Here is a 21,142-nt window from a genome sequence, read left to right as displayed (position 1 = left end):
TGTTTCCGCTAGGTGTCAAGGCTACGGGAACGAACGTGCAGCGAACCGCAGATCACGACTAGGCTGGCGGCCGTGCACCCGCCGATCGAGGCCCGCAAGCGGCCCAAGGATCGCAAGGCGCAGCTCGCCCTGGCTGCCGCCGAGCTGTTCTGCGAGCGTGGCTACCACGGGGTGAGCATCGACGAGATCGCCACCGCGGTCGGGATCAGCGGCCCCGCGATCTACCGCCACTTCCCGAACAAGTACGCGATGCTCGTCCACGCCACCCGCCAGCTGGCCGACACCGTGCTGACCGCCACCGAGGGGCGTACCGATCTGGACGAGCTGCTCGGCGTGCTGGCCCGGCTCGCCGTCGAGGGCCGCAAGGTGGCCGGGCTCTACCAGTGGGAGTGGCGGTATCTGACCGGCGAGCACCGCGAGGAGTTCCGCGACGGGCTCGCGATGTTCGTGCAGCGGCTGGCCGTGCCGCTGCTGCAGGTGCGCCCGGAGCTCACCGGGCCGGACGCGGACGCCCTGGTCCGGGCCGCGCTCAGCGTCTTCGGCAGCCTCGGCACGCACCGCGCGGCGATCGCCAAGGGCCGCGCCGAGGCAGCCCTGCACCGGGTGGCGCGTGCGGTGCTCAGCGACGAGCCGCCCACGCCGGTGCCGGTGGCGGAGCAGCGCGCGGAGCCGCCGGTCACGCGGGTGGGCGCGCGCCGCGAGATCCTGCTGGCCGAGGCGGTCCAGCTGTTCCATCGGTACGGCTACCACGCCGTCGGCGTCGAGGAGATCGGCCGCGCCGCCGGCATCAACGCCTCCAGCGTGTACCGGTACTTCCCCGGCAAGGCCGACATCCTGGCCGCAGCCTTCTACCGCGCGTCGGAGCGGGTCGCCGAGACCACCGCGGTCGCGCTGTCGCGTGCCGACGGGGACGCCGACGCGCTGCGCCGGATGGCCGAGTCCTATGTCGAGCTGACCTTCGAGCGCAGTGCCCTGGTCTCGGTCTACCTGGCGGAGAACAACAATCTGCCCGACGCCGACCGGCACGAGCTGCGCAAGGTGCAGCGGCTGCACGTCGAGGAGTGGGTGGGGCTGCTCGGCCGGCTGCGTCCCGAGGTGCCGGCCGCCGAGGCGCGGGTGCTGGTGCACGCGGCGCTCAACGTGGTGGCCGATCTGAGCCGGTGGGTGCGGTTCGACCGGCGCACCGGGATGGACACCCACCTGGTGCGGCTGATGTGCACCGTCCTGACGGCCTGAAAGTTAGCCAAGATTCGCAATCTTGCCGACGGATCGACCACGCCCCTTCCCAAAGAAGTTAATCGGCGTTTACAGTCGCGGCGATGGAGGATGTGCCGAGCGTCACAAGCCTCGAAGGAGGCAACACGATGGATGCCGACCTCGCCCAGCGGTGCGCCGACACCGTCCGCGGCCTGACGATTCCCGCCCTGCTGCACCGCAACGCCACCGAGTTCCCCGACCTGCCGGCGCTCAGCGTGCTCGGCGACGACCGCACCCGCACGTGGCGTGAGCTGCGTGACGAGGTCGCCGTGCTGTCCCGGGGGCTCGCCGACCTCGGCCTGCGCTCCGGCGACCGCATGCTGATCCAGATGTCCAGCCGGCCCGAGCACTGGCTGGTCGACCTGGCCGCCGCCCACCTCGGCGCGGTGCCGTCCACGGTGTACGCGACGCTCTCCCCCGAGCAGCTCGCCTACCTGGCCCGGCACAGCGCCGCCGAGATCATCGTGCTGGAGGGCGAGAAGGAGCTGGAGCGGTGGAGGCCGCTCCTCGCCGACCTGCCCCAGGTGCGCCACGTCGTGGTTCTCGACGCCGAGGGTGACGGGCTGGTGAGCCTGCGGCAGCTCATGGCCGGCGAGCCGGACCTCGTCACGTTCGAGAAGACGTGGCGTGAGGTGCGCCCCGAGCAGCCGGTCACCCTGCTCTACACCTCGGGCACCACCGGCGACCCGAAGGGTGTGGTGCTCAGCCACGGCAACGTGATCTACCAGTCGGTGGTGCTCGAGGCCACGGTCGATGTGCCGGATCATGCCGCCTCGCTGGCGTACCTTCCGCTGGCCCACATCGCCGAGCGCATCCTCGGCATCTACAACCCGATCTACCGGGCCGGGCACGTGACCATCTGCCCCGATCCGGCGCAGCTGCTCGCCGGGCTGGTCCGGATCCGGCCGGTCTCGTTCTTCGGGGTGCCGCGGATCTGGGAGAAGATGGTCGCCGGGGTGCAGGGGCAGCTCGCCGCGGCTGAGCCGCAGGTGCGGGCCGCCGTGGACGCCGCACGGGCGGTCGCGCTGGAGGCGTACCACCTGCGCGCCGCGGAGAAGCCGGTGCCGCCGGAGCTGGCCGCCAAGCTCGCCGTCCTGGACGAGAAGGTGCTCAAGCCGCTGCGGGCCCGGCTCGGTCTGGACAACATGATCCACGCCGGAAGCGGCGCCGCGCCGATTCCCGTCGAGGTGCTGCTCTACCTGGCCGGGCTCGGGGTCGACGTGCTCGAGGTGTGGGGGATGACCGAGACCACCGGCACCGCCACGATCAACACGCCGACGCACTTCCGCACCGGGACGGTCGGCCGGGTCAACGCGGGCATGGAGCTGAAGCTCGCCGAGGACGGCGAGATCCTGGTCCGCGGCCCGCTGGTCTGCCTCGGCTATCTGCGCGCCGACGGCGGGGTCGACCCGGTCACCGACGCCGACGGCTGGCTGGCCACCGGTGACGTGGGCACGCTCGACGACGACGGCTACTTGACGATCACCGACCGCAAGAAAGAACTGATCATCAACTCGAGCGGGAAGAACATCTCCCCGGCGCAGATCGAGAACCTGCTGCGGGCGCACCCGCTGATCGCCCAGGCCGTGGCGATCGGCGACCGCCGGCCGTACGTGACCGCGCTGATCGCCCTCGACGAGGAGATGGTGCCGGTGTGGGCGGCCAAGCAGGGCATCACCGCCGCCGGGCTGGCCGAGCTGGCCGCCGAGCCCGCGCTGGTCGCCGAGATCACCGCGGCGGTCGAGGCGGCCAACTCGAAGCTGGCGCGGCCGGAGCAGGTCAAGACGTTCCGGGTGCTGCCGACCGGCTGGACGCCGGAGAGCGGTGAGCTGACCCCGACGCTGAAACTGCGCCGCCGGATCATCCAGGAACGCTACGCCACCGAGATCGACCAGCTGTACGGCTAGAACTCCGAGCGCGGGTGGATTTCAGCGTGCTCTGGAATCCACCCGCCAGGAGCGTCAGTCGCAGTATTCAAAGAAGCCCTTCTCGAAGCCGCGGTCGAATCCCTTGTCGTAACCGCGCATGTAGTCGGTCTCGTCGTCGTCGAACTTGAACGCGAACTTCTGCATCTTCTCGCACTCGTCGCGGGCCATCTCCCAGCCGTCGCGATAGCCGTCCCGGTAGCCTTTCTTGAAGTCCCCGAAGTCGGCGACACTCGTCACCGCCGTGCCACCGGCCGGTGCGGCCGCAGCCGGGCCGGCGGCCTGGGCCAGGCCCGCGGTGGCAAGGAAGAGCACGGTCCCGAATGCGGCACCCAGTTTCCGAACGCGCATGATGATTGAACCCCCGTCTGACTTTTCCGGGAATGGTTTCCCGTACCGGAAAAAGAACCTACGCCGCGCTTCCCGGGCCGTCCGGCGTTCGCTTTCCGGGCCGCTGTTCCGGCAGTTTTTTCGGATGATCGGATGATGCGGGATCCTGGGTAAATGCCCGGTTATTCCGACAGCGGGGGAGCTTGTCGCATTCGCGGTGTGCGGTACGTCATCAAGGTCATCCATGGGCCGTCCGGGCGAGACGAACCGCTCGGCGGTGGGGCATGATGAGGCGGACTTTGCAGTCGCTCGACAGGAGTAGGTGTGGTTTCCGAGCCGGACAACGGCCGTGGGCTCTCGCGTCGGGGCATTCCGGCGCTGCTGGCCCTGACCCTTCTGGCGGGCTGTGGCACCTCCGCCGGCGCTGAGACGACCGGGGCCGCCGCTCCGGCGCCGGCCACCACGACTTCCGCCTCCGCCCCATTGGATGCGGCCGTCGCAGCGGCCTCCGCCGTCCCGCCGGCGCCCCCTTCGGCATCCGCTGCCCCGTCGACTGCGCCTTCGGCTTCGGCTCCGGCTTCGGCCAAGCCGATCGCGAAACCGGCGGCCACGCAGAACGCGGCGGCCTCCGACGGCCGCGGTGGCCCGGTGCCGTTCCTCCCCGGCAAGGCGATGCTCGGCTCCTACATGGCGCTCGGCGGCAAGTCGCTGAGCCAGAGCCTGTCGCTGCGGCGCGGCCAGCTCGACCGTGAGCAGCGCATCGTGCACCGGTTCTACCCGTGGCAGGGCTACATCCCCACCTCCGAGCCGGACGTCAGCAAGAACAGCGTGCTGCTGGTCTCCTGGCACGGCGCGCCGCTGGGCGGCATCAACAACGGCTCGTCGGACGGGAACATCCGCTCGGTGGCCCGCAAGCTGAAGGCCATGAAGCGCCCGATCCTGCTGCGCTGGGGCTGGGAGATGAACGGCGACTGGTTCGAGTGGAGCGGCCCGCAGAACGGCGGTCCGGCCAACTACGTGAAGGCGTACAAGCGGATCCACCGGATCTTCGACGAGGTCGGCGCGAACAACATCGCCTGGGTGTGGAGCCCGAACTGGAACTCCTCGCCCAACACCACCGCCAACAAGATCCAGAAGTACTACCCGGGCGACGCCTACGTCGACTGGGTCGGCGTCTCCGGCTACAACTTCTACGGCGAGTCCCCGTCGACGCTGTTCAACCCGATCACCAAGCTCTACGGCAGCCGCAAGCCGATCATCCTGACCGAGACGGCCGCCGTGAAGTCGAAGGCCACCTGGATCAAGCAGCTGAACACGTGGGTCAAGAAGACCCCGTCCGTCGGCGCGGTCGTCTGGTTCGACACCGACGTCCAGCACGACAGCGACCACAACTTCCGGTTCGACACCGATTCCTCGGCCTTGGCCGCCTACCGCACCATGGCACGGAGCTCCCGCTTCGCAGGCTGATCATCGGTACGACCTACCCCGCCCCACCCAACCGTGACCGCCCCGCCGAACCACGCGGCCTCCCCATCGGGTCCCGGCCCCACAGCGCCCGCCGGGCTGAAGCACGGGCGCACTCTCACCAGCCCTCCCCGAGCCCACCCACCCACGTAGGCGGCCGGCCGAGCCGCAGCCGAGGCCGGTCGTGGGCGTCCGTTGGCATGCGTGGGCGACGGCCGAGCGGTCCGGGCCGCCGCCCAAGCACGCAATGGCGGGCTGCACCCGGCCGCCCGAGACGGCTGGCGCCCAGGCACGTATGGCGCGGGCGGACTTCTGCCGGTGGGTGTTTGTGCTGGTGGCGGTGGCTGACAGCAGCGCGTCGAGGGCTGGGGCGGGAGCGTTGAGTTCGGTGGCGACGGTAGCTGTGGATCGACAGGTCGGTGCCTTCCGGAAAGTACTGGCGCGTCGCACACGGTCGTGCGTCGCGGCCGGCGGGCCTGCACCCAGGGGCCGACGCAGGGTCCGGCCAGTCCGCAGGCACGCGATACCGGCCGGACCCCGTTGCTGATCACCCCGCCAGCCTGCTGGAACCGCCGCAACCCGGTGCACCCCGGAGGCGACCGCGGCCTCATCGGTCGACGCGAGCCCAGTCATGCCCGGCTGGCGCTGACGCATGGAATGGCGCGCGTATTAGATGCACCAGTGCCAGCTGAGCCCTGCCGGCTGGCGGTGACGCATGGAATGGCGGGCGTATTAGGTGCGTCAGTGCCAGCTGAGCCCTGCCGGCTGGCGGTGACGCATGGAATGGCGGGCGGGAAGCCGTGGGCTGTGGGTCAGCGCAGCGCCGCGGTCAGGGTTTCCAGCTCGGTGTAGAGGCGGGCCGCGGTCGCCGGGTCGAAGTTCGGGCCGGTCAGCGGGACCGGCGTGCCGCGGCGCAAGGCGGTCAGCGGCGCGGCGGGCGGGTTGTGGATCAGCGCGGCCAGCGGCTCGGCCGCCGTGGCCGGTGACTGGCCGAACAACCGTGCGGCCGCGCCCACCAGCGTGCGCCCCGGCTGCCGCAGGTAGCGGTGCATGCCGCTGTCGACGAGGAGCGGGTTGTAGAGGACGTACCGAATGCCCGGATAGCGATCCGGGAAGCCGGCGCCGAGCAGATCGTTCGCGCGGGCGGCCTGCATGGTCGCGGTGAACATCCGGTAGCCGCGGGTCAGCTGCAGATCGTCCCAGTGCAGATGCCTGGCCTTGATGCCGCCGGTGCCGCACAGGTTGAGGACCATCGGCGCCGGGCTCGCCTCCAGTGCGGGCCGTAGCAGGGAGGGGAGCAGATAGCGGGCCAGCACGCCGATCGCGAAGGTCTGTTCGAAGCCTTCGCCGGTGACCACCCGGCGCTGGTCGAAGCGGCCGGCCGCCAGGACCAGCGTGTCGATCCGAGGGGGCAGCCGGGTGGTCAGGTCGATGGTCTGCCGGACGGAGGTCAGGTCGGCGTCGGCGCTGCCGAGGGCGATGACCCGGTCGCCGTCCTGCCGGAGCCGGTCGGCGAGGGCCCCGCCGATGCCCCGGGTTCCTCCTGCGATGACTACGGTGCGCATGCTTTCATCGTGGTCAGCACCCGGCGCCGCCCGAAAGAAGGCACATTGATGTCACCGGTGATCCCGCTGCCCGCGACTCCGGCCGATCGTGCGACGTGCGCGGCGACCGACATCCTGACCCGGGTCGGCGAGAAATGGAGTGTGCTGATCCTCGCCGTGCTCAGCGACGGGCCGCGCGGCTTCAACGAGCTGGACCGTTCGGTGCTGGGGCTGAGCCGGCGCATTCTCACCCGTACGCTGCGGATCCTGGAGAGTGACGGCCTGGTGAGCCGGCGCGTGACTGCTCAGCGGGTGGAATATGCCCTGACTGATCTCGGCAGTTCGCTGCTGCCGCTGATCATCGCGATCGGGGAGTGGGCGGTGCGGAACGCCGGCGAGATCGAGGCGGCGCGGGCGCGGCACCGAAGGTGACGCCCGCGGGGATGTAGAGGCCCTCGCGCTGGGCGCGCAACGCGGCGATCGTGCGGGAGCCGGCGTCGAGCTTGGTCATGACGTGCTCGATGTGGCCGATCGTGGTACGCGCAGTGATGTTCAGCGCGGCGGCGATGGCGGCGTTCGTGCTGCCGTCCACGAGCAGGCCGAGGACCTGCAGTTCCCGGCGGGTCAGGCCGTGCAGATCGGGTGGCGGGGACAGCAGCACGACGGCCCGGTGGTGGCCGGGCGGTTGCGGGGGGCAGGTCAGCGCGGTGATCCGGGCCAAGTCGGTGCCCTCCGGATCGCAGGGCACCAGGAACGTCACGTGGCTGTGCAGGCCGACCAGCGCGGTGGCGTTGGCGAGTGCCGGTGAATCGACGTCGAGCAGCGGATCGCCGGGCAGGCCGGGCAGCGGCTCAGTGCGCCCGCCGTGGGTCAGTACGACTCCGGCCGCGGCGTCACCGACCAGACCGGCGAGTGCGGTGATGCCGCGCATCGGATCCACCGCGTGCGCGATGAGCGGGGCCAGCCGGTGCAGTTCGTCGCTGACCTCGTCGCTCGGCGGAACGCTGGACTCGTTGTGCGAGCCGAGAATGCCCAGGTAGCGGCCGTCCGGGGTGAGCAGTGAGGTGGTCAGGCCCTCGCCGAAGCCGGCCGGTTCCAGGTAGTCGGCCCACACCTCGAGGTCGGCGACCGGCACCGGGCAGTCCTTGGCCCGGATCGGCCGGTGGCGGGCGTTCAGGCCGATGAGCTCCATCTCCGCCATGAACGCGGCGCCGTTGTAGAAGCGGCGTACCCGCTCGGAGTATCCGGTGATGGCGACGGTGCGCTGCGCCCGGTGTTCCGGATCGAGCAGGCTGATCCAGGCCGCGTCGTACCGCAGCAGCGGGGCCAGCGGCTCCAGCAGGGCCTGGGCCCGTCGCTCCACGCTGCCGTGCATCGTCGCGATCTCGAAGATCTCGGCAGAGATCCGTCCGCGGTCCGCGGCGCTCACCCGTCCATCATGCCGCGACGTGGCCGAGCAACACCTCCACACCGCACAGTCGCATCACGAGATTCACGCACTGGTGTGCAGCCACGATCCGGACCGGCTCGGTCTCAAACGTACGCAGCTCCCGTAACCCCGCGTGATCACAGAACTCGAGCCCGCTGAGGTCCAGGTCGACGTGACCGCTCTGCAGGGGCCCGTTCAGATGCTCGCGGAACTTCGGCGCGGTGTAGAAATCGAGTTCGCCGGTGACCTCGACGAGCCAGTCACCGGTGGGCCGCCGGCTGGTTTTCACGTAGATCTGCGGCGGCGACGCGTCCAGCACGTATTCCCACGAATCGCGCATTTCGCCGTACCTCCACCCGTTCCCACGCTTCCAGGTGTGACGGTAGAGGCGAGGGCGGGGTGCGCACAGCGGAAGAAATTACGGTACGAAGTGTCAAGTAGGCGACGGTGCGTCGACCATGGCGGTGAAGAACCCCCACACCAGGATCTGCAGGACGATGCCGACCACGCCGAAGACCACCCCGGCGACGGCCTGACCGCGGTCTCCGGCGCGGATGCCCAGGATGCCCAGCACGATGCCGGCCACGGCCGAGGTGGCGCCGAACGGGAAACAGGCGACCAGCGGCAGCGACAGCGCCCCGAAGATCAGCGCGAGCATCGGCAGGCGGCTGACCTGCGGCACCCGCTTATACGGCACCACCACCTGCGGTGCCGGCGGCAGGTCGCTGTCCCGACCTTACCGACGGCCTTCAACCAGGTGATCCCTCAAGTCCGCGCTCCGCCGACCGACAAACGTGGCGGCGGAGGGAGGGACGGTCATGAGCACCGACGAGCACGATGCGGGCGCGACCCGGTGGATGCGCAGCGCGTTCGCGGCCTTCTACGTGGCCCTGTCGATCACGAACTTCCTCACCATCACCGGCGCGGCCCGCCCGGCGATGACCGCGCTCGCCGCCGCCACGGCCGCGATGCTCGGTTTCGCCGCGCTGCCGATCGCCGACCGGCCCGGTCTGCGCTGGCTCACCGGCGGCGCGCTGGGTTTCCTGCCGGTGCTGGACAGCGTCGCCCAGGTCGCGATGACCGGGCAGCTGCATTTCACCACGCTGCTGATGCTCGCCCTGGTCGGCGTCGGCGCGGCGGTTCCGTCCCGCGCGGTCGCCGTGGGCGCCGCGACGTTCGGCCTCGCCGGCTGGGCGCTCGCCGTCGCCGGGCGCCCCGAACTGCGTACGCCCGAGCTCGGCCACTACGCCGTGCAGCTGGTGATCGCCGCGCTGCTCGCCGCCATCCTGCACGAGGCGGTACGCCGCCGGCAGCGCCAGCTGCGGGTGGCCCGTGACCAGGTGGCCGCCGTAGCCGACCGCTTCACCAGCCTCTTCCACGCCACCCCGGCCGGGGTCGGGATCGCCGACGAGAACGGCGTCCTGGTCGCCGTCAACCCGGCGTTCTGCGAGCTGGCCGGCCTGCCCGAGGACCAGCTCGTCGGCGCGAGCAGCCGGCCCTACCTGGAGAACGGCGAGGCCGAGAAGCGTTTCGTCCGCCCGGACGGCACCGAACGCTGGGCCTGGCTGACCGTCGGCCACAGCAGCGGCGGTGACGGTTCGTGGACCTTGCTGCAGCTGCAGGACATCACCGACCGGCGTCTCGCGGAGTTCGCCGTCCGCGAGTCGGACCGCCTGCTCGCCGCCGTCTCGGCCGCCTCCCGGCGGATCCGCACCGGCGAGGACGCCCGCAGCACGATCATCGCGGCCGTCCGTGAACTCGCCGAGGCCGACAACGTCACCCTGCTGGAGCCCGCCGCGAACGGCCTGGCCGCCCCCACCGAACTGGTGGCCACGGGCGTGGCCGGCGCCGACGTGATGGGCACCCGGGTGACGCTCGACGGCACCTCGATGACCTCCCGCGTCTTCCAGGACCGCGAGCCGATCTTCCTGTCCGACCCGGCGCACGACCCGCGGGTCTCGCCCGCTCTGCTGAAGCTCGTCGAGGGCCGTTCCATGCTGTGGCAGCCGGTCCTCGTCGACGGCAAGGCGATGGCGGTGCTCGCAGTCGGCTGGAAGCGGCGGGTGGAATCGGTCAGCGATCACCGTGCCCGCGCCGTGGCCCTGCTCGCCGACGAGACCGCCCTCGCGCTGGAGCACGAGCGTCTGCTGCGTCGCCTCGAGCAGATGGCGTTCACCGACACTCTCACCGGCCTGCCCAATCGCCGGGCCTGGCAGCGCCGGCTGGACGATCTGATGGCCGACGGCGGTCCGCTCACCGTGGCGATCGCCGACCTGGACCACTTCAAGCGCTACAACGACACTTTCGGTCACAACGGCGGCGACGACCTGTTGCACCGGGCCGCGGCCGCGTTCGCCGGCGAGCTCGGCGCGGGCGACGTGATCGCCCGCTGGGGCGGCGAGGAGTTCGTGATCGCGCTGCCCGGTCACACGCCGGCCGAGGCCGCGGCGGTCCTCGAGCGCGTCCGCCGGGCGATGCCCGACGACGAGACCTGCAGCATCGGTTACGCAGCGTGGAACGGCGCCGAATCGGCCACGCAGCTGCTCGACCGCGCCGACCACGCCCTCTACGAGGCGAAGAACAACGGCCGCGATGCGGTCTGTGGGGCGCCGGAGAGCTTGGCCGTCACTCCCTGAGGTTTTTCTTTCCGGTACGGGCAATGCCCGTCCCCAACCCCAGCTACCCCGTTCCGCCGCACGACGCGAGCATCAGCGGCCTTACGGCTCCAGCGCGGCCGCCGGGCTTGAGCTTGACCGCCAGATCTGCCGGGGCGCGAAACCTTCGCGGCGAAGCCAGTGCTCGGTGTAGACGATCTTGTCGGCCGCGACCACCCCGATCGGGCCCAGCGGCGGGTCGTCCAGCGACCGGGACCGTTCCACGTGATCAGACTGCCAGCGCACCACCGCCCAGTGCTCGTCGAAATCCGCGTCGCCGGGCTGCAGGATCCGGGCCGCACCGAAGATCTGCGCGCCGCGGCTGCTGGCCTGACCGACCAGCGGAGCGAAGACGCCGACCGAGATCCGCGGGTCGGCGCGCAGGTTGCGCATCTTCGGCGAGTCCCCGGCGGCGGTGAAGACGAGGGTGAAGCCGAGGTGGAAGTAGCGGACCGGGGTGGCGAGCGGTCCACTCGGCCCGGCGGTGGCCAGCACGCACATGTTCTGGCTGGACAGCAGGTTGAGGATGCGTTCCTCGAGCCGTTCGCGGTCGAGCCGCTTCGTCGGCGCCGGCCCGGCCAGCCAGGGATTGGTCACCGTCATGGACGTGGATCATTCCAGGTGGGCGGCGCACCGCGGCGTTCTGGTCCCAGTCCTCGGCGGTCGCACCCGTGCCCGCAAGCAGCACTGCGGGTGGGCGGCCGCTCCCGGCGGCTCGCCGCACCCGCAGGGCGAGTTGTCTCTGTCAGCCGCCCAGGCTGCTCGCGGCCGAGCGGATCGCCGACGAGAAGTAGCTGACCTGGGTGTAGACGCCCGGCTTGTTCGGCCGCGCACACCCGGCGCCCCAGCTCACGATGCCCACCTGGATCCAGGCGTTGGCGGCGTCGCGACGGAACATCGGCCCACCCGAGTCACCCTGGCAGGTGTCGACCCCACCGGCCGTGTACCCCGCGCAGATCTCCTCGGCCGCGATCACCTCACCGCCGTACATCGCGCTCGAGTTGCACGTGGCGTCACTGACGAACGGCACGGTCGCCTTCAACAGGTACCGCTGCTGCGCCCCACCCTCCCGGTTGGCGCCCCAGCCCGCGATCGTGAACGTCCCCGAGTCGTAAGCGGTGCTGGTCGCGATCGGCAGCGTGGCCACCCCGGTCACCGCGCTGGACAGCCGGATGAACGCCCAGTCGTCGCCGTTCCCGTTGTACCCAGGAGCCCGGTACACGTAGTTCGACCGCCGGGTGATCCGGCTGCTGGACTGCAGGTCGACCGCGCCGAGAGTGGCCGTGATGGACGTGTTCGTGCCGGTCCGGCTCACACAGTGCGCCGCGGTCAGCACCAGCGTCGGGCTGTAGAGCGCGCCACCGCAGCCCATCGACAGCCGCACCATCCACGGGAACTCCCCGAGGGCGGCCCGGGTGCCACCGACGACGTACGGGGTCACAGGCGTCTCGTCCGCGACGGCGGAGCTCGGCGCGACGAGCACACCCATGCTCGCGGCGGTGATCACAGCGGCCAGAAGGGTTCGCCATCTGCGCATCGGGGGTCCTCCTCAGTCGGGGCGCCCCCGGTGGGGAACGCCGCTGAGGAGAGCATGCATTTATGTATGTAGATTTTTAAATCCCATGGCACTCATACCGCGGACCATGCCCGGCGGTAACCTGCCCTTAACCACTGAGGATCCGCTCCAGCGTGCGCCGGCCGATTCCGCTCATCACCGGATTGCTCGTCTCGTAGTACCAGACCAGGCCGAGCGACTGCTCGAACGCCCACGCCCGCCCGCGCGCCCACTCCAGGTCGTCACAGCCGAGTTCGGCGCGCAGCACCCGCCGCGGTCCGGGCTCCAGCAGATGCCAGGCGCAGGTCAGATCCAGCGCCGGGTCGGCCGGCCGGAAGCCGCCGACGTCGAGGACACCGGCCAGGCGGCCTGCAGCCACCAGCATGTTGCCGGGCATCAGGTCACCGTGGGTCATCACATCCTTGTCACTGCCGCGAGGCAACTCGCGCATTGCTTCCCAGAGCCTACGGAGCCGGGGTACGGGGAGCAGGCGCTCACTTTCGGTCAGGCAGGTCTGCACCCAGCCCTCGTGGTCGGCGATGACTCCACCCCGGCCGCGGCCGTCGAAGGTGCGTCCCTCGGTGCCGACGGCCCGCATCGCGGTGATCAGTTCGGCCAGGTCGCGGGCGAACGGCTCGGAGTCACCGGGGTCGTCGTCGGTGGCGATGGTGCCGGGCAGCCACGTCTGCACCGACCAGGGCAGCGGGTATCCGTACCCCGGCTCGCCGATCGCGACGGGCTCCGGCGTACCGAATCTGGTCTTGCCGTGCAACAACCTGGCCGCCCGCGCCTCGGCCTCGATCTCTTGCCTGACCTGCTCGATCTCGCTGTCCCGCTCGGTTTCGCTGGCGCGCTCGTTGCCGCTTTCGATGTCGCGCAGCGGGAAGCGGGCCGTGAGGCCCGCGCCGATGCGGAAGATCGCATTGACCGTCCCAGCGGAACGGACCTGCCGCACGGGCAGGTCCGTCCACTCGGGAAACTGTGCCGCGACCAGCTTGCGCACTGTTTCTTCGGATATCCGCACGCAGCGAGTATCCGATTAGCAGTAGGTGGCCTGCTTCCCAATTACCTTGTACGGGCAGTCCGCGACCTCGGCGAGCAGCAGCGCGGCCTCGCGGTTGCGGGACGTCTCGCGCGGGATGACGCTGGCCGACGGGTAGAAACCGCCACCGGACGCGCTGCCCGGGTACAGCTCGAAGGTGTACGCGAAGATCTTGTGCGTGCCCCAGAGCCAGTCGAGCGAGTCACCATCGGTGATGTACAGATCGCTGGACTGTTGCGGCGTGTAACCGTTGGTGGCGGCCATCTGCCGGCCGAACGTGGCGAACGTGTTGGCCTGGTCCGCGTTCATGCCGGTGCTGGTGTTTGCGGTCGTGTGCCCGTAGGGCCAGAGGACCAGCTGCGAATACGAGTGGAAGTCGATGGCAGCCTTGATCTGCTGGACGCCGCCGACCACCCGGCTGTTGACGAAGTCACGGATCACCCGGGTCTCCGGCGCGGAGAACGCCGACGGCCCGCGGTAGGTGGCACTCGAGGTGCTGCCGGACGAGCCGCCGCAGCAGCCCCAGCGGTAGCCGTAGTTGCGGTTCAGGTCGGTGCCGACATAGCTGGACCCGCTGTTGGGTTGCCGGTTCTTACGCCACGACCGGTAGCTGCCGGACGCGATGTCGTACTCGACGCCGTCCGGGTTCACCATCGGGATGATCCAGATCTCCCGGCTGTTGACGATGTTGCGAACCCGCGTGTCACCGGCATATCCGCTGGTGAACTGCCCCAGCAGGTAAAGCGCCTGCTCCACGGTGAGGTGCTCGCGGGCGTGGTGGTTGGCGTCGAACAGCACCTCCGGCTCGGCCTCGTCGGTCGCCACGTTGTCCGAGATCTTCACCGCCACGATGTCGCGGCCCTCGTACGACTTCCCGAGCACCCGCTTGCTGGCAATCGCCGGGTAGGCAGCCACAGCCGAGTTGATCGCCGCAATGGTCTCGCTGTAGTTGTGGTAGGCCGAGTCCGCCGGCGGGAAGTCAAAGGTCTGCATGACCTCTTGCACGGTGAACCCGAGCTTCCGCAGTCGGCTGACCTCAGCCCCGGTAGCCGTGACCGTGGCAACCCCGTGCTCGATGTCCTCGATCGCCACACCGGTGCGGGCGATGGTGTTGCGGTGCGCTTGCGTACGCACGTCGTAGATCTCATATTCAGCCGCGGGATCCGGCGTAGCTCCCGCGCCGGCAGGCGAGGAGCCGGCAAACGCGCCGGTGACACAGAGCGCAACCGCAGCAACGGCGGCCAGGGATCGTCGTCTCATGAACGACCTCCGGGGGTGCAGGGGAATGGTTCCCCTACCCCACCACCACGTATAGAGAGTCAGCAATGCATCAGGCCATGCCAATCATCCCCTGATACACATGTGATGCCCTGCCGTCCCAGCCAGCCGGCCGCCATCGGCCGCCTCAGTCCGTGCATCCCGCGCCGTGCATCCCCGCGCTGCTCACCACCCACCGCGGGCCGCACGCCGCGGTCCGCACGCGCAGACCGCGCACCGTCATCCGCCAACCACGGTCAAGGTTGCCGTAGTCCTGCCATCGCGGATCGCCATGACCGGCCTCCTGCCGTCCGTCCGCTGCGGTGGCCGTTCATGGCCGGCCGCCTACGGTGAACCGCCACGGTCGGCCTCCTGCAGCCAGCCGCCCACCGCAGTCCGTCCATAGCCTGGCCGTCCGCAGTCAGCCCCCTTCGGCCGGGCGGCTCGTACCTGAGCAAGGCCACGTGGGCAAGCCCGGTGGGACCCTGCGGAGGCGGGGCAATCGCTGCAGCTTCGTCCCGTTTCGCTGTTGATCGGTGCTGAGGCTTGCTCACATCGCCGTCGGCCGGTGCGGCCGGTTGAGCTCGTCCCGGCGTGCGGCGACCGCGGCTCGGAGGGCCGGCCACAGCCGTAACCGGCTGCTGCTGTCTGCTACTGCCAGCAGAAAGGCCAGTTCCCGTCGCTGTGCGGGCGGGACCAGGGTGATGACGATCAGCAACGGCAGCGCCGCCGAGACGAGTTCCACCAGCAGGAAGAACGCGACCAGCATGGTGACGAGGCCGACGATGGCGAGTGCGGACATGGTGGCCTCCCCTGGGGCTACTGGCTGAGGGCGGCGGCCAGGACCAGCACGAGGGCCAGGCCGAGGGCGAGGAAGACGGCGGCTGCCGCGGCGACCGATTCCACGATCGCGCCGATCGGCTCGAGCGCGCGCTTGACGAACCGGATCGCGACGACGAGGCAGAGTGCTGCAAGCATCAGGAAGATCAGGCTGTGATCACCGAGGAGCGGCAACTCCGGTAGCGATTTGTCGACCATGAGTACCACCAAGGGCGTGATGGATTCCTGCGTCGAGCATCTATGTGACGCCCATGAATTTCCACAGATATTCATAGGATGCGAATTCTCTACGCATAAAGGTCGATCAGGAACCTGGCAAACTGCTACGCTGCAGATCAGCTACAAGATGCCCCGCCGAAGCACCGTCGCCGGCATCCGGACGGGTTCAAAGATCCGACCTTTTCTGTCAAGAAGCTGACCGGTAAGTCACTCCATCAAGTGATCTATTCGCCTGGTTATCCAAGGCGCTTGACTATAGTTTTAGGCGGTGAATCTTGCCTTCAGCGCGATCGGTGGCATGGTCGTCCTCGGTGCCGCCGCCCTGGTTACTCTTCGTCTCATGAACGCCAGGCGGTCCGCTTCGGCCGGCGCCCCTCACTCGTTCGCCCCCTTGCGCCCGATTGCGAACGTGTGCACCGCCGGTTCGTGTCCGACGATCTACGTCTCGGACACTGGTCGCCTCGTCGTGCAGGGTTACACCGTGACCGCTGTTCAGGCCGGCGTCGACGTGCCCGACGGTGAAGCCCTCGTCGAAGTGCCACTTGATCTACTGAAGGAAGCTTTGCAAAAGCTGCCATGACCGTCCTGCGATTGGGGGACGAGCCTGTTGGATGGTCCCCTTGTCGATCAGGAGCCGGTCGGTGCGGTCCTGGCTCAAATGCGCCGCGCCCAGCGCCTTACCGGCGCGCAGCTGGCGGAGTTGGTCGGTATGAGCCAGCCGAAGATCTCCCGCATCGAACGCGGCCGCGGCCTGCCTGACCCGGAAGACATCGCCACCATCGCCCGTGCACTCGGAGCGGACGAGACACTCGTCCGCTCCCTGATGGAACGCGCCGAGCAGTCGCATGACCGGATGACCGACTGGCGTCCCACATCCGCCACCTTGGCCAGTCGTCAGGAGAACGTGGCTGACTGGGAGGCGGCGACCCGGACTGTCCGAGATTTCCAGCCCGCGGTGTTGCCCGGCCTCGCGCAGACCGGAGAGTATGCGCGAGCGGCGATGTTGTCCTTCCAGCGCCTGGTGCGAACATCAGCCGAGGACAACCTGGAGATGGCCATGGCGGCGGCTGTCACCGAGCGGACCCGCCGTCAGGAGATCCTGGCCGACCGGGCCAAATCCTTCCACTTCATCATCACCGAGGCAGTGCTACGCAACGGAATCTGCCCGCCGACCGAGATGCTGGGCCAAGTCGAGCGCCTGCGCACGCTCTCCGCCCGGCCCAACATCACCATCGGCGTCATCCCAGACGGAGCCCCCGTCGAGATCCCGCCGCTCCACGGCTTCACGCTGCTCGACGACAACATGGTGATCATCGACGTTTACAACACGGGCCTGACGTCCCGCGGCCGCAACGACGTCGACCGCTACCGCCAGGTCTTCGACCTGTTCCTAACCAGCGCCATCGACGATCTGGCCCCCTTACTGGATAAGTACCAGCGCTACTACGCCGATCAACTGAATCCGCGTTAGCCGCGGCAGGCGCCGCCGCCCCGGCACACCAACGAGCCGCACGGCGGCGCGACTGCCGTCCCAAACGGCAGTCGCATGGCGGAGTGGCCAGTGGCGGCTGCAGCCACATGCGAGTGGCCAGTGGCGGCCGCAGGCGCACGACGAATCGGCCAGCCGCCGGCAGCCGCACAGCCGAGCGGCGGCCGCACTCGCGAGACCCGCCCGGAACGTCAGTGACCTGGCGGCGGGTCGGCGACCTCACGCCCCGTCGGGTCGACGAGGCCGGGTGCCATGCTGCCGCCGTGTGCCTCCTGCTCCGGGTGCTCCTGCTCCGGATGCTGCTGCCCGTCGGGCCGCTCCGCGACGTCAGCCGAACCAGGCCCGTCCTGCGTGGTGAACTCGGCGAACTGCTCAGGGTCGTAGTCAGTCATGATCCGCGTATACCCGCTCACGCCACACCGACTCCTCACTCGTGGGCGGTCTCGCCAAGGGCCTTGCGCACCTGCTGACTCGTCACCTGTCGGCGTACGGCTAAGAGTGCAGAGCTGCGTACGGGTGAACGTGCAGAGGTGAGCACGGTTTGTCCGTCGTACGCGAAACGCTCAGCGTGACGCTGCTCGGGTCGTTGTCGAGCGGGCGTGGGGCGGCTGACGATGGGAGCGTTGGATGAGCAGCGATGGCTGGATGTGCGCCGGTTCCGGGCGCTACGACAGGGGCCAGCGTTTCGGAGATCGCTCGCGAGACCGGCCTGAACTGGCGGACCGTCAAGAAATACTTGGCCGCCGGTGCAGCTACGGTGGCGCCACCGCCCCGGGCCCGGCGGTCTCGCGGTCACCGGCCACGACGATCTGTTGGAACTGCTGCTCGAAGTCTGCGAAGACTTCTTCACCCACACCAACCCGGCGACCCGCGCCGAGGTCGACCGTTTCCTACGCGCCCACGGCGTCACCGGCGGCCCCGGCTGGCTGATCGACATGCTCAGCCTGACCCGCCGACACCTCCAGGATCCGGCCTACCGCGACGGATCTAGTTCCTAACGCTTCGCCGGCCGGGCTGTCGTTTGGGCGTTCGATCCCACTTCAGAACAGCCGCATTGATCAATGGCTGTAAGTGTGCGGCCCGCTGAGCCAGCGGCTGAGATACCTGCTCTGCAGGTCGCCGGTGAGCAAGCCGGCCAGAGTCGTGGTGAAGCCGCTATCGAAGCGCTCCCAGTAAGGGCCCCGCTCCTTCAGCACCACCGTCCAGGCGTCAGCGGGAACGTTCGGGCGAACGTGCCAGAACAGGAAAAGGGGTGAGGAGGTCCAACTGCCCCACGCGACGAGATCGTCGCCCGGCTGAAACCAGCTCGGGATATCGACCCGATCGGGTGTCCAGTGCGCGGCGTCGCCGAGCTGCCACTCCGCTTCCTCCGACCAGGCGTCCAGGTCACCGAAATCCATGCGCACCAACGATCGGGCCAACCGATTCTCTTCGGCCAGGTCGTACTGTCCTCCTATGCCGTTCACGATCAGGCAGTCGTCGATGGTGCCCGGCCCATAGGCGCCGATGAAGCGTTTGTAGTCGCGCGGCAGAGTGACGCCCAGAGCAGCTTCAGCTCCTGACCAGTCGAGCACCGCCGTCGACGGAGACAGGCCCAGAAGCTCGCCGAGGTCAACATCGCCACCATTCGGTTCAGCGTTGCGTTCACCGAACAGGTAGTCGCCGGGCCGGAGCAACTCGCCTCCGACGCCGGTGACGATGGCATGGGTTGCGGTGAGTTCGGCGACGGTGAGTTGGACCGCTCGCTCGTGACGCCCGTGCTCTTGCGTCACGGTGTCGAACCGCTCGCCGGGCTTCGGCCAGTGCCGCACATGGAAATCCGGCTTACCCTCCAGGCGCCAACCATCGTTGACGATCTCCGCAGAGTGGACCCTGAAACTCAGACGAATGACCGGCACAGTGATCATCATGTCGCATCAGCAGCGGCTACAACACGGCTGATCCAACCAGCAGCAATCCTTGACCAGTACCCCCAGTCGAGGCGGCTGAGCTGTGCAAGATCAGCAGTACTCGCCTCTGCAGAACAGCGAGTACCCCGACATCACCCGATAGCTGCCGGTGTGTAGAGGTGGACCGCTGCGGCGTTGGAGCCGAAGACGTTCAATACCGGTGCGCTGGCCCCGCGCTCCGCGACCGCGACCTCGCCGGCTGCTAGAAGCGCACGGCCCACGCCGTAGGCCCCGCAGTTCGGCGCTGACCTCCATTCCGTGGAGAAAGGCGCGGTGACCTCCATTTGCGCAGGGAAAGGCACAGCCGGGCGCTCCGCGCAGATTGGGTCAGGCCGATCCGAAGTCGGCTGGCCTCCAAGGGGCCGCAACCGTCTCGACGTGCGCACCTGGGGCGGCCTCCGCACGTCCGGCGAAAAGGTGCTGGGTCATTGACCGCCGCTGAAGCGCTCAGGGCAGGACGACCAGCTTGCCGACGGTGTGCCGATTGGCCAGATCGACGTAAGCCTGCGGGCCCTCCTCCAGCGAATAGGTGCGGCTGACCGTAGCCACGAGCTCGCCGTCAACGGCCAGGTCGGCGACCTCCTGCATGCCGCCCAGCTCACCCTCGGTGTCGAGCACCAACTGGACGGAGACGTCGTCTCGGCCCACCCACTCCTGGCGGGGGACCGGGAAGGTGATCGTGTAAAGCCGGCCGCCGGAGCGCAGGGCACGGGCCACACCCGCAAGCTGGTCACTAGGGAGCGCCAGGTTGAGAGCGACGTCAACGCCAGAGGGATAGGACGACTCCGCGTAACCGACGACCTCGTCGGCACCGAGCTTGCGCAGCAGATCGGCGTCTGCGGGATGGGCCGTGGCGACGACGTGCGCCGCATTGCGCAGCAACGGTATGAGAGCCGTGCCGACGCCGCCGGTGGCGCCGACGACCAGGACGACCTCGCCGGGCTGGATGGCCGCCGTGAAGGCGAGAGCCCGCGCGGTCAGGCCAGCAGTGCCGAGCGCAGCGGCCTCGACGGCGGAGAGCGTGGGCGGGCGGCGAGCGATGAACGGCGTGTCCGCCTCCACCACCGCGAACTCGGCGAGGGTGCCGGTGCCCAGCGAAGGGCGGCCTTGGCCGGCGATCGGGCGCAGCGCCCGGGGCATGGCATGCCCGAAGATCTCGTCTCCGACCTCATAGGTGGTCACGCCCGGACCGACCTCAGTCACCGTGCCGGCGAAGTCGTTGCCGAGCACATGCGGAAAGGCCAGCGCCACCATGGCCTGCATGTCACCGGCGGCGAGCTTGAGGTCGACCGGGTTGAGCGCGGCAGCAGCGATGCGGACCTGGATCTGCCCTGGCCCGGGCCGGGGGACCGGCACGTCAGCAACCGTGAACTTCTCTGCCGGGCCATAACCCGTGGTGACGACAGCCTTCATCCCCGCACCTCCGATAAGCGGACCGCTCGGTCAGGTTCCGAGCAAGACGCTAGCCCTAAGCGGACCGCCCGGTCAACTTATTAGAATCGTGCTGTGCGCGCCGATGCCGCCCGGAACCGGGCTCTCCTGCTGGCCGCGGCCGAGGCCGCGTTCGCCGAGCGGGGCCTCGACGTCTCGGTCGCCGACATCGCCCAGCGCGCCGGGATCGGCAAGGGCACCGTGTTCCGGCACTTCCCGACCAAGGGCGACCTGCTCGCCGAGGTCATGCTGGACCGGATCGGCGCGCTCAGTCACGCCGGAAAGCGGCTGACCACGGCTGACGATCCGGGCGCCGCGTTGCTGGAGTTCCTTACTCTCGCCGCCGAGCGTCAGCAGCAGAACGACATGTCCCTGCTGCGCGAGGCGCACGCCGTCAACGAACGGCTGGCCGATGCGCGTACCGAAATGTTTGCTCTGATCGACATCCTGGTGGAGCGGGCCCGGGAGGCCGGGGCGATCCGTGCCGACGTGACCGGGACGGATGTCGCGCTGCTGATGTGCGCGCCCGGCCATGTGGCCGGCTTCGCCCCGCACGGCGGCCCCGATCTGTGGCGCCGCTACCTGGCGATCATCTTCGACGGCCTGCGCCCGCAGGGCGCCGGGCCGCTGCCGGTGCCGCCGCCGCAAGTGGGCTGAGCGCCAAAGGTTCCGGAAAGACGATTCCGAGCGTTCTTTGAGGTTCAGCGCATGGTTTGCAGCGCTGCAGCCGGTTACCGTTCCATTGAAGTTCATCAAT

Annotated in this window: 22 protein-coding genes and 1 pseudogene; 9 read left to right on the top strand and 14 right to left on the bottom strand. The window is 69.2% G+C overall.

Annotated elements, in window-relative coordinates:
- The first annotated feature begins 72 nt into the window (after positions 1-72).
- Positions 73-1,236, top strand: coding sequence for a TetR/AcrR family transcriptional regulator (locus OHA21_RS27770; protein WP_328459692.1), 1,164 nt, complete (start codon positions 73-75; stop codon positions 1,234-1,236).
- Between the two features lie 128 nt (positions 1,237-1,364).
- Positions 1,365-3,164 carry an AMP-dependent synthetase/ligase gene (locus tag OHA21_RS27765; protein ID WP_328459690.1) on the top strand — a complete coding sequence of 600 codons (1,800 nt, stop codon included), beginning with the start codon at positions 1,365-1,367 and terminating at the stop codon, positions 3,162-3,164.
- Positions 3,165-3,218: 54 nt separating this feature from the next.
- Here the strand turns inward: OHA21_RS27765 and OHA21_RS27760 are convergent, their stop codons facing one another.
- Complete coding sequence (locus OHA21_RS27760) at positions 3,219-3,533, bottom strand: hypothetical protein (RefSeq protein WP_328459688.1); 315 nt, start codon at positions 3,531-3,533, stop codon at positions 3,219-3,221.
- A 627-nt stretch (positions 3,534-4,160) separates the two neighbouring features.
- Here OHA21_RS27760 and OHA21_RS27755 point away from each other — a divergent pair.
- Positions 4,161-4,979, top strand: a complete 819-nt coding sequence (locus OHA21_RS27755; RefSeq protein ID WP_328459686.1) for a glycoside hydrolase family 26 protein — start codon at positions 4,161-4,163, stop codon at positions 4,977-4,979.
- Between the two features lie 809 nt (positions 4,980-5,788).
- Here the strand turns inward: OHA21_RS27755 and OHA21_RS27750 are convergent.
- The gene (locus OHA21_RS27750; protein WP_328459684.1) at positions 5,789-6,541 is read right to left on the bottom strand and encodes a hypothetical protein; all 753 of its coding nucleotides are present in this window, start codon (positions 6,539-6,541) and stop codon (positions 5,789-5,791) included.
- Positions 6,542-6,589: 48 nt separating this feature from the next.
- On the opposite strand from OHA21_RS27750, the gene OHA21_RS27745 reads away from it, so the two are divergent.
- Positions 6,590-6,952, top strand: coding sequence for a winged helix-turn-helix transcriptional regulator (locus OHA21_RS27745; RefSeq protein ID WP_328459682.1), 363 nt, complete (start codon positions 6,590-6,592; stop codon positions 6,950-6,952).
- On the opposite strand, the gene OHA21_RS27740 is transcribed toward OHA21_RS27745, so the two are convergent.
- The 3 genes from OHA21_RS27740 to OHA21_RS27730 form a co-directional block, all read right to left on the bottom strand.
- On the bottom strand, positions 6,879-7,949 hold the full coding sequence (locus OHA21_RS27740) for a LuxR C-terminal-related transcriptional regulator (RefSeq protein WP_328459680.1): 1,071 nt from the start codon (positions 7,947-7,949) through the stop codon (positions 6,879-6,881). The two genes, OHA21_RS27745 and OHA21_RS27740, sit on opposite strands and share 74 nt — an antisense overlap.
- A 7-nt stretch (positions 7,950-7,956) precedes the next feature.
- Positions 7,957-8,289 (bottom strand): STAS domain-containing protein, encoded by a 333-nt coding sequence (locus OHA21_RS27735; protein WP_328459678.1) that lies wholly within the window; start codon positions 8,287-8,289, stop codon positions 7,957-7,959.
- 93 nt (positions 8,290-8,382) lie between these two features.
- On the bottom strand, positions 8,383-8,652 hold the full coding sequence (locus tag OHA21_RS27730) for a hypothetical protein (protein WP_328459676.1): 270 nt from the start codon (positions 8,650-8,652) through the stop codon (positions 8,383-8,385).
- 115 nt (positions 8,653-8,767) lie between these two features.
- Here OHA21_RS27730 and OHA21_RS27725 point away from each other — a divergent pair, with 115 nt between their 5' ends.
- Positions 8,768-10,585, top strand: coding sequence for a sensor domain-containing diguanylate cyclase (locus OHA21_RS27725; protein WP_328459674.1), 1,818 nt, complete (start codon positions 8,768-8,770; stop codon positions 10,583-10,585).
- Positions 10,586-10,666: 81 nt separating this feature from the next.
- Here OHA21_RS27725 and OHA21_RS27720 read toward each other — a convergent pair whose 3' ends face one another.
- The 6 genes and pseudogenes from OHA21_RS27720 to OHA21_RS27695 all read right to left on the bottom strand — a co-directional run bounded on the left by OHA21_RS27720 (position 10,667) and on the right by OHA21_RS27695 (position 15,495).
- A complete protein-coding gene (locus tag OHA21_RS27720; RefSeq protein ID WP_328459673.1) occupies positions 10,667-11,206 on the bottom strand; it encodes a pyridoxamine 5'-phosphate oxidase family protein in 540 nt (179 codons plus the stop codon).
- A gap of 142 nt (positions 11,207-11,348) precedes the next feature.
- A complete protein-coding gene (locus OHA21_RS27715) occupies positions 11,349-12,140 on the bottom strand; it encodes a S1 family peptidase (protein WP_328459671.1) in 792 nt (263 codons plus the stop codon).
- Positions 12,141-12,267: 127 nt separating this feature from the next.
- Entirely contained in the window at positions 12,268-13,182 is a 915-nt protein-coding gene (locus tag OHA21_RS27710) for an aminoglycoside phosphotransferase family protein (protein ID WP_328459669.1), read from the bottom strand.
- Between the two features lie 18 nt (positions 13,183-13,200).
- A pseudogene (locus tag OHA21_RS27705) lies at positions 13,201-14,481 on the bottom strand (M14 family metallopeptidase); the annotation flags it as partial.
- A 526-nt stretch (positions 14,482-15,007) separates the two neighbouring features.
- Positions 15,008-15,259 (bottom strand): hypothetical protein, encoded by a 252-nt coding sequence (locus OHA21_RS27700; RefSeq protein ID WP_328459667.1) that lies wholly within the window; start codon positions 15,257-15,259, stop codon positions 15,008-15,010.
- 17 nt (positions 15,260-15,276) lie between these two features.
- Entirely contained in the window at positions 15,277-15,495 is a 219-nt protein-coding gene (locus tag OHA21_RS27695; protein WP_328459665.1) for a hypothetical protein, read from the bottom strand.
- Positions 15,496-15,784: 289 nt separating this feature from the next.
- Here OHA21_RS27695 and OHA21_RS27690 point away from each other — a divergent pair, with 289 nt between their 5' ends.
- Together OHA21_RS27690 and OHA21_RS27685 are read left to right on the top strand one after the other, a co-directional pair.
- Positions 15,785-16,096, top strand: coding sequence for a hypothetical protein (locus tag OHA21_RS27690; protein ID WP_328459663.1), 312 nt, complete (start codon positions 15,785-15,787; stop codon positions 16,094-16,096).
- A gap of 27 nt (positions 16,097-16,123) precedes the next feature.
- A complete protein-coding gene (locus OHA21_RS27685) occupies positions 16,124-16,987 on the top strand; it encodes a helix-turn-helix domain-containing protein (protein ID WP_328459661.1) in 864 nt (287 codons plus the stop codon).
- A gap of 209 nt (positions 16,988-17,196) precedes the next feature.
- Here OHA21_RS27685 and OHA21_RS27680 read toward each other — a convergent pair whose 3' ends face one another.
- A complete protein-coding gene (locus OHA21_RS27680) occupies positions 17,197-17,397 on the bottom strand; it encodes a hypothetical protein (protein ID WP_328459659.1) in 201 nt (66 codons plus the stop codon).
- 354 nt (positions 17,398-17,751) lie between these two features.
- On the opposite strand from OHA21_RS27680, the gene OHA21_RS27675 reads away from it, so the two are divergent.
- Entirely contained in the window at positions 17,752-18,003 is a 252-nt protein-coding gene (locus tag OHA21_RS27675; RefSeq protein WP_328459657.1) for a hypothetical protein, read from the top strand.
- Between the two features lie 60 nt (positions 18,004-18,063).
- Here OHA21_RS27675 and OHA21_RS27670 read toward each other — a convergent pair whose 3' ends face one another.
- Together OHA21_RS27670 and OHA21_RS27665 are read right to left on the bottom strand one after the other, a co-directional pair.
- Positions 18,064-18,915 (bottom strand): hypothetical protein, encoded by an 852-nt coding sequence (locus OHA21_RS27670; RefSeq protein WP_328459655.1) that lies wholly within the window; start codon positions 18,913-18,915, stop codon positions 18,064-18,066.
- A 486-nt stretch (positions 18,916-19,401) separates the two neighbouring features.
- Complete coding sequence (locus OHA21_RS27665; protein WP_328459653.1) at positions 19,402-20,367, bottom strand: NADP-dependent oxidoreductase; 966 nt, start codon at positions 20,365-20,367, stop codon at positions 19,402-19,404.
- A gap of 93 nt (positions 20,368-20,460) precedes the next feature.
- On the opposite strand from OHA21_RS27665, the gene OHA21_RS27660 reads away from it, so the two are divergent.
- Entirely contained in the window at positions 20,461-21,042 is a 582-nt protein-coding gene (locus tag OHA21_RS27660) for a TetR/AcrR family transcriptional regulator (protein ID WP_328459651.1), read from the top strand.
- The last annotated feature ends 100 nt before the right edge of the window (positions 21,043-21,142 follow it).

Source organism: Actinoplanes sp. NBC_00393, assembly GCF_036053395.1.
GTDB lineage: Bacteria > Actinomycetota > Actinomycetes > Mycobacteriales > Micromonosporaceae > Actinoplanes.
Note: the sequence above shows the minus strand (reverse complement) of the source record. Positions and strands in the feature narration are given on the sequence as shown.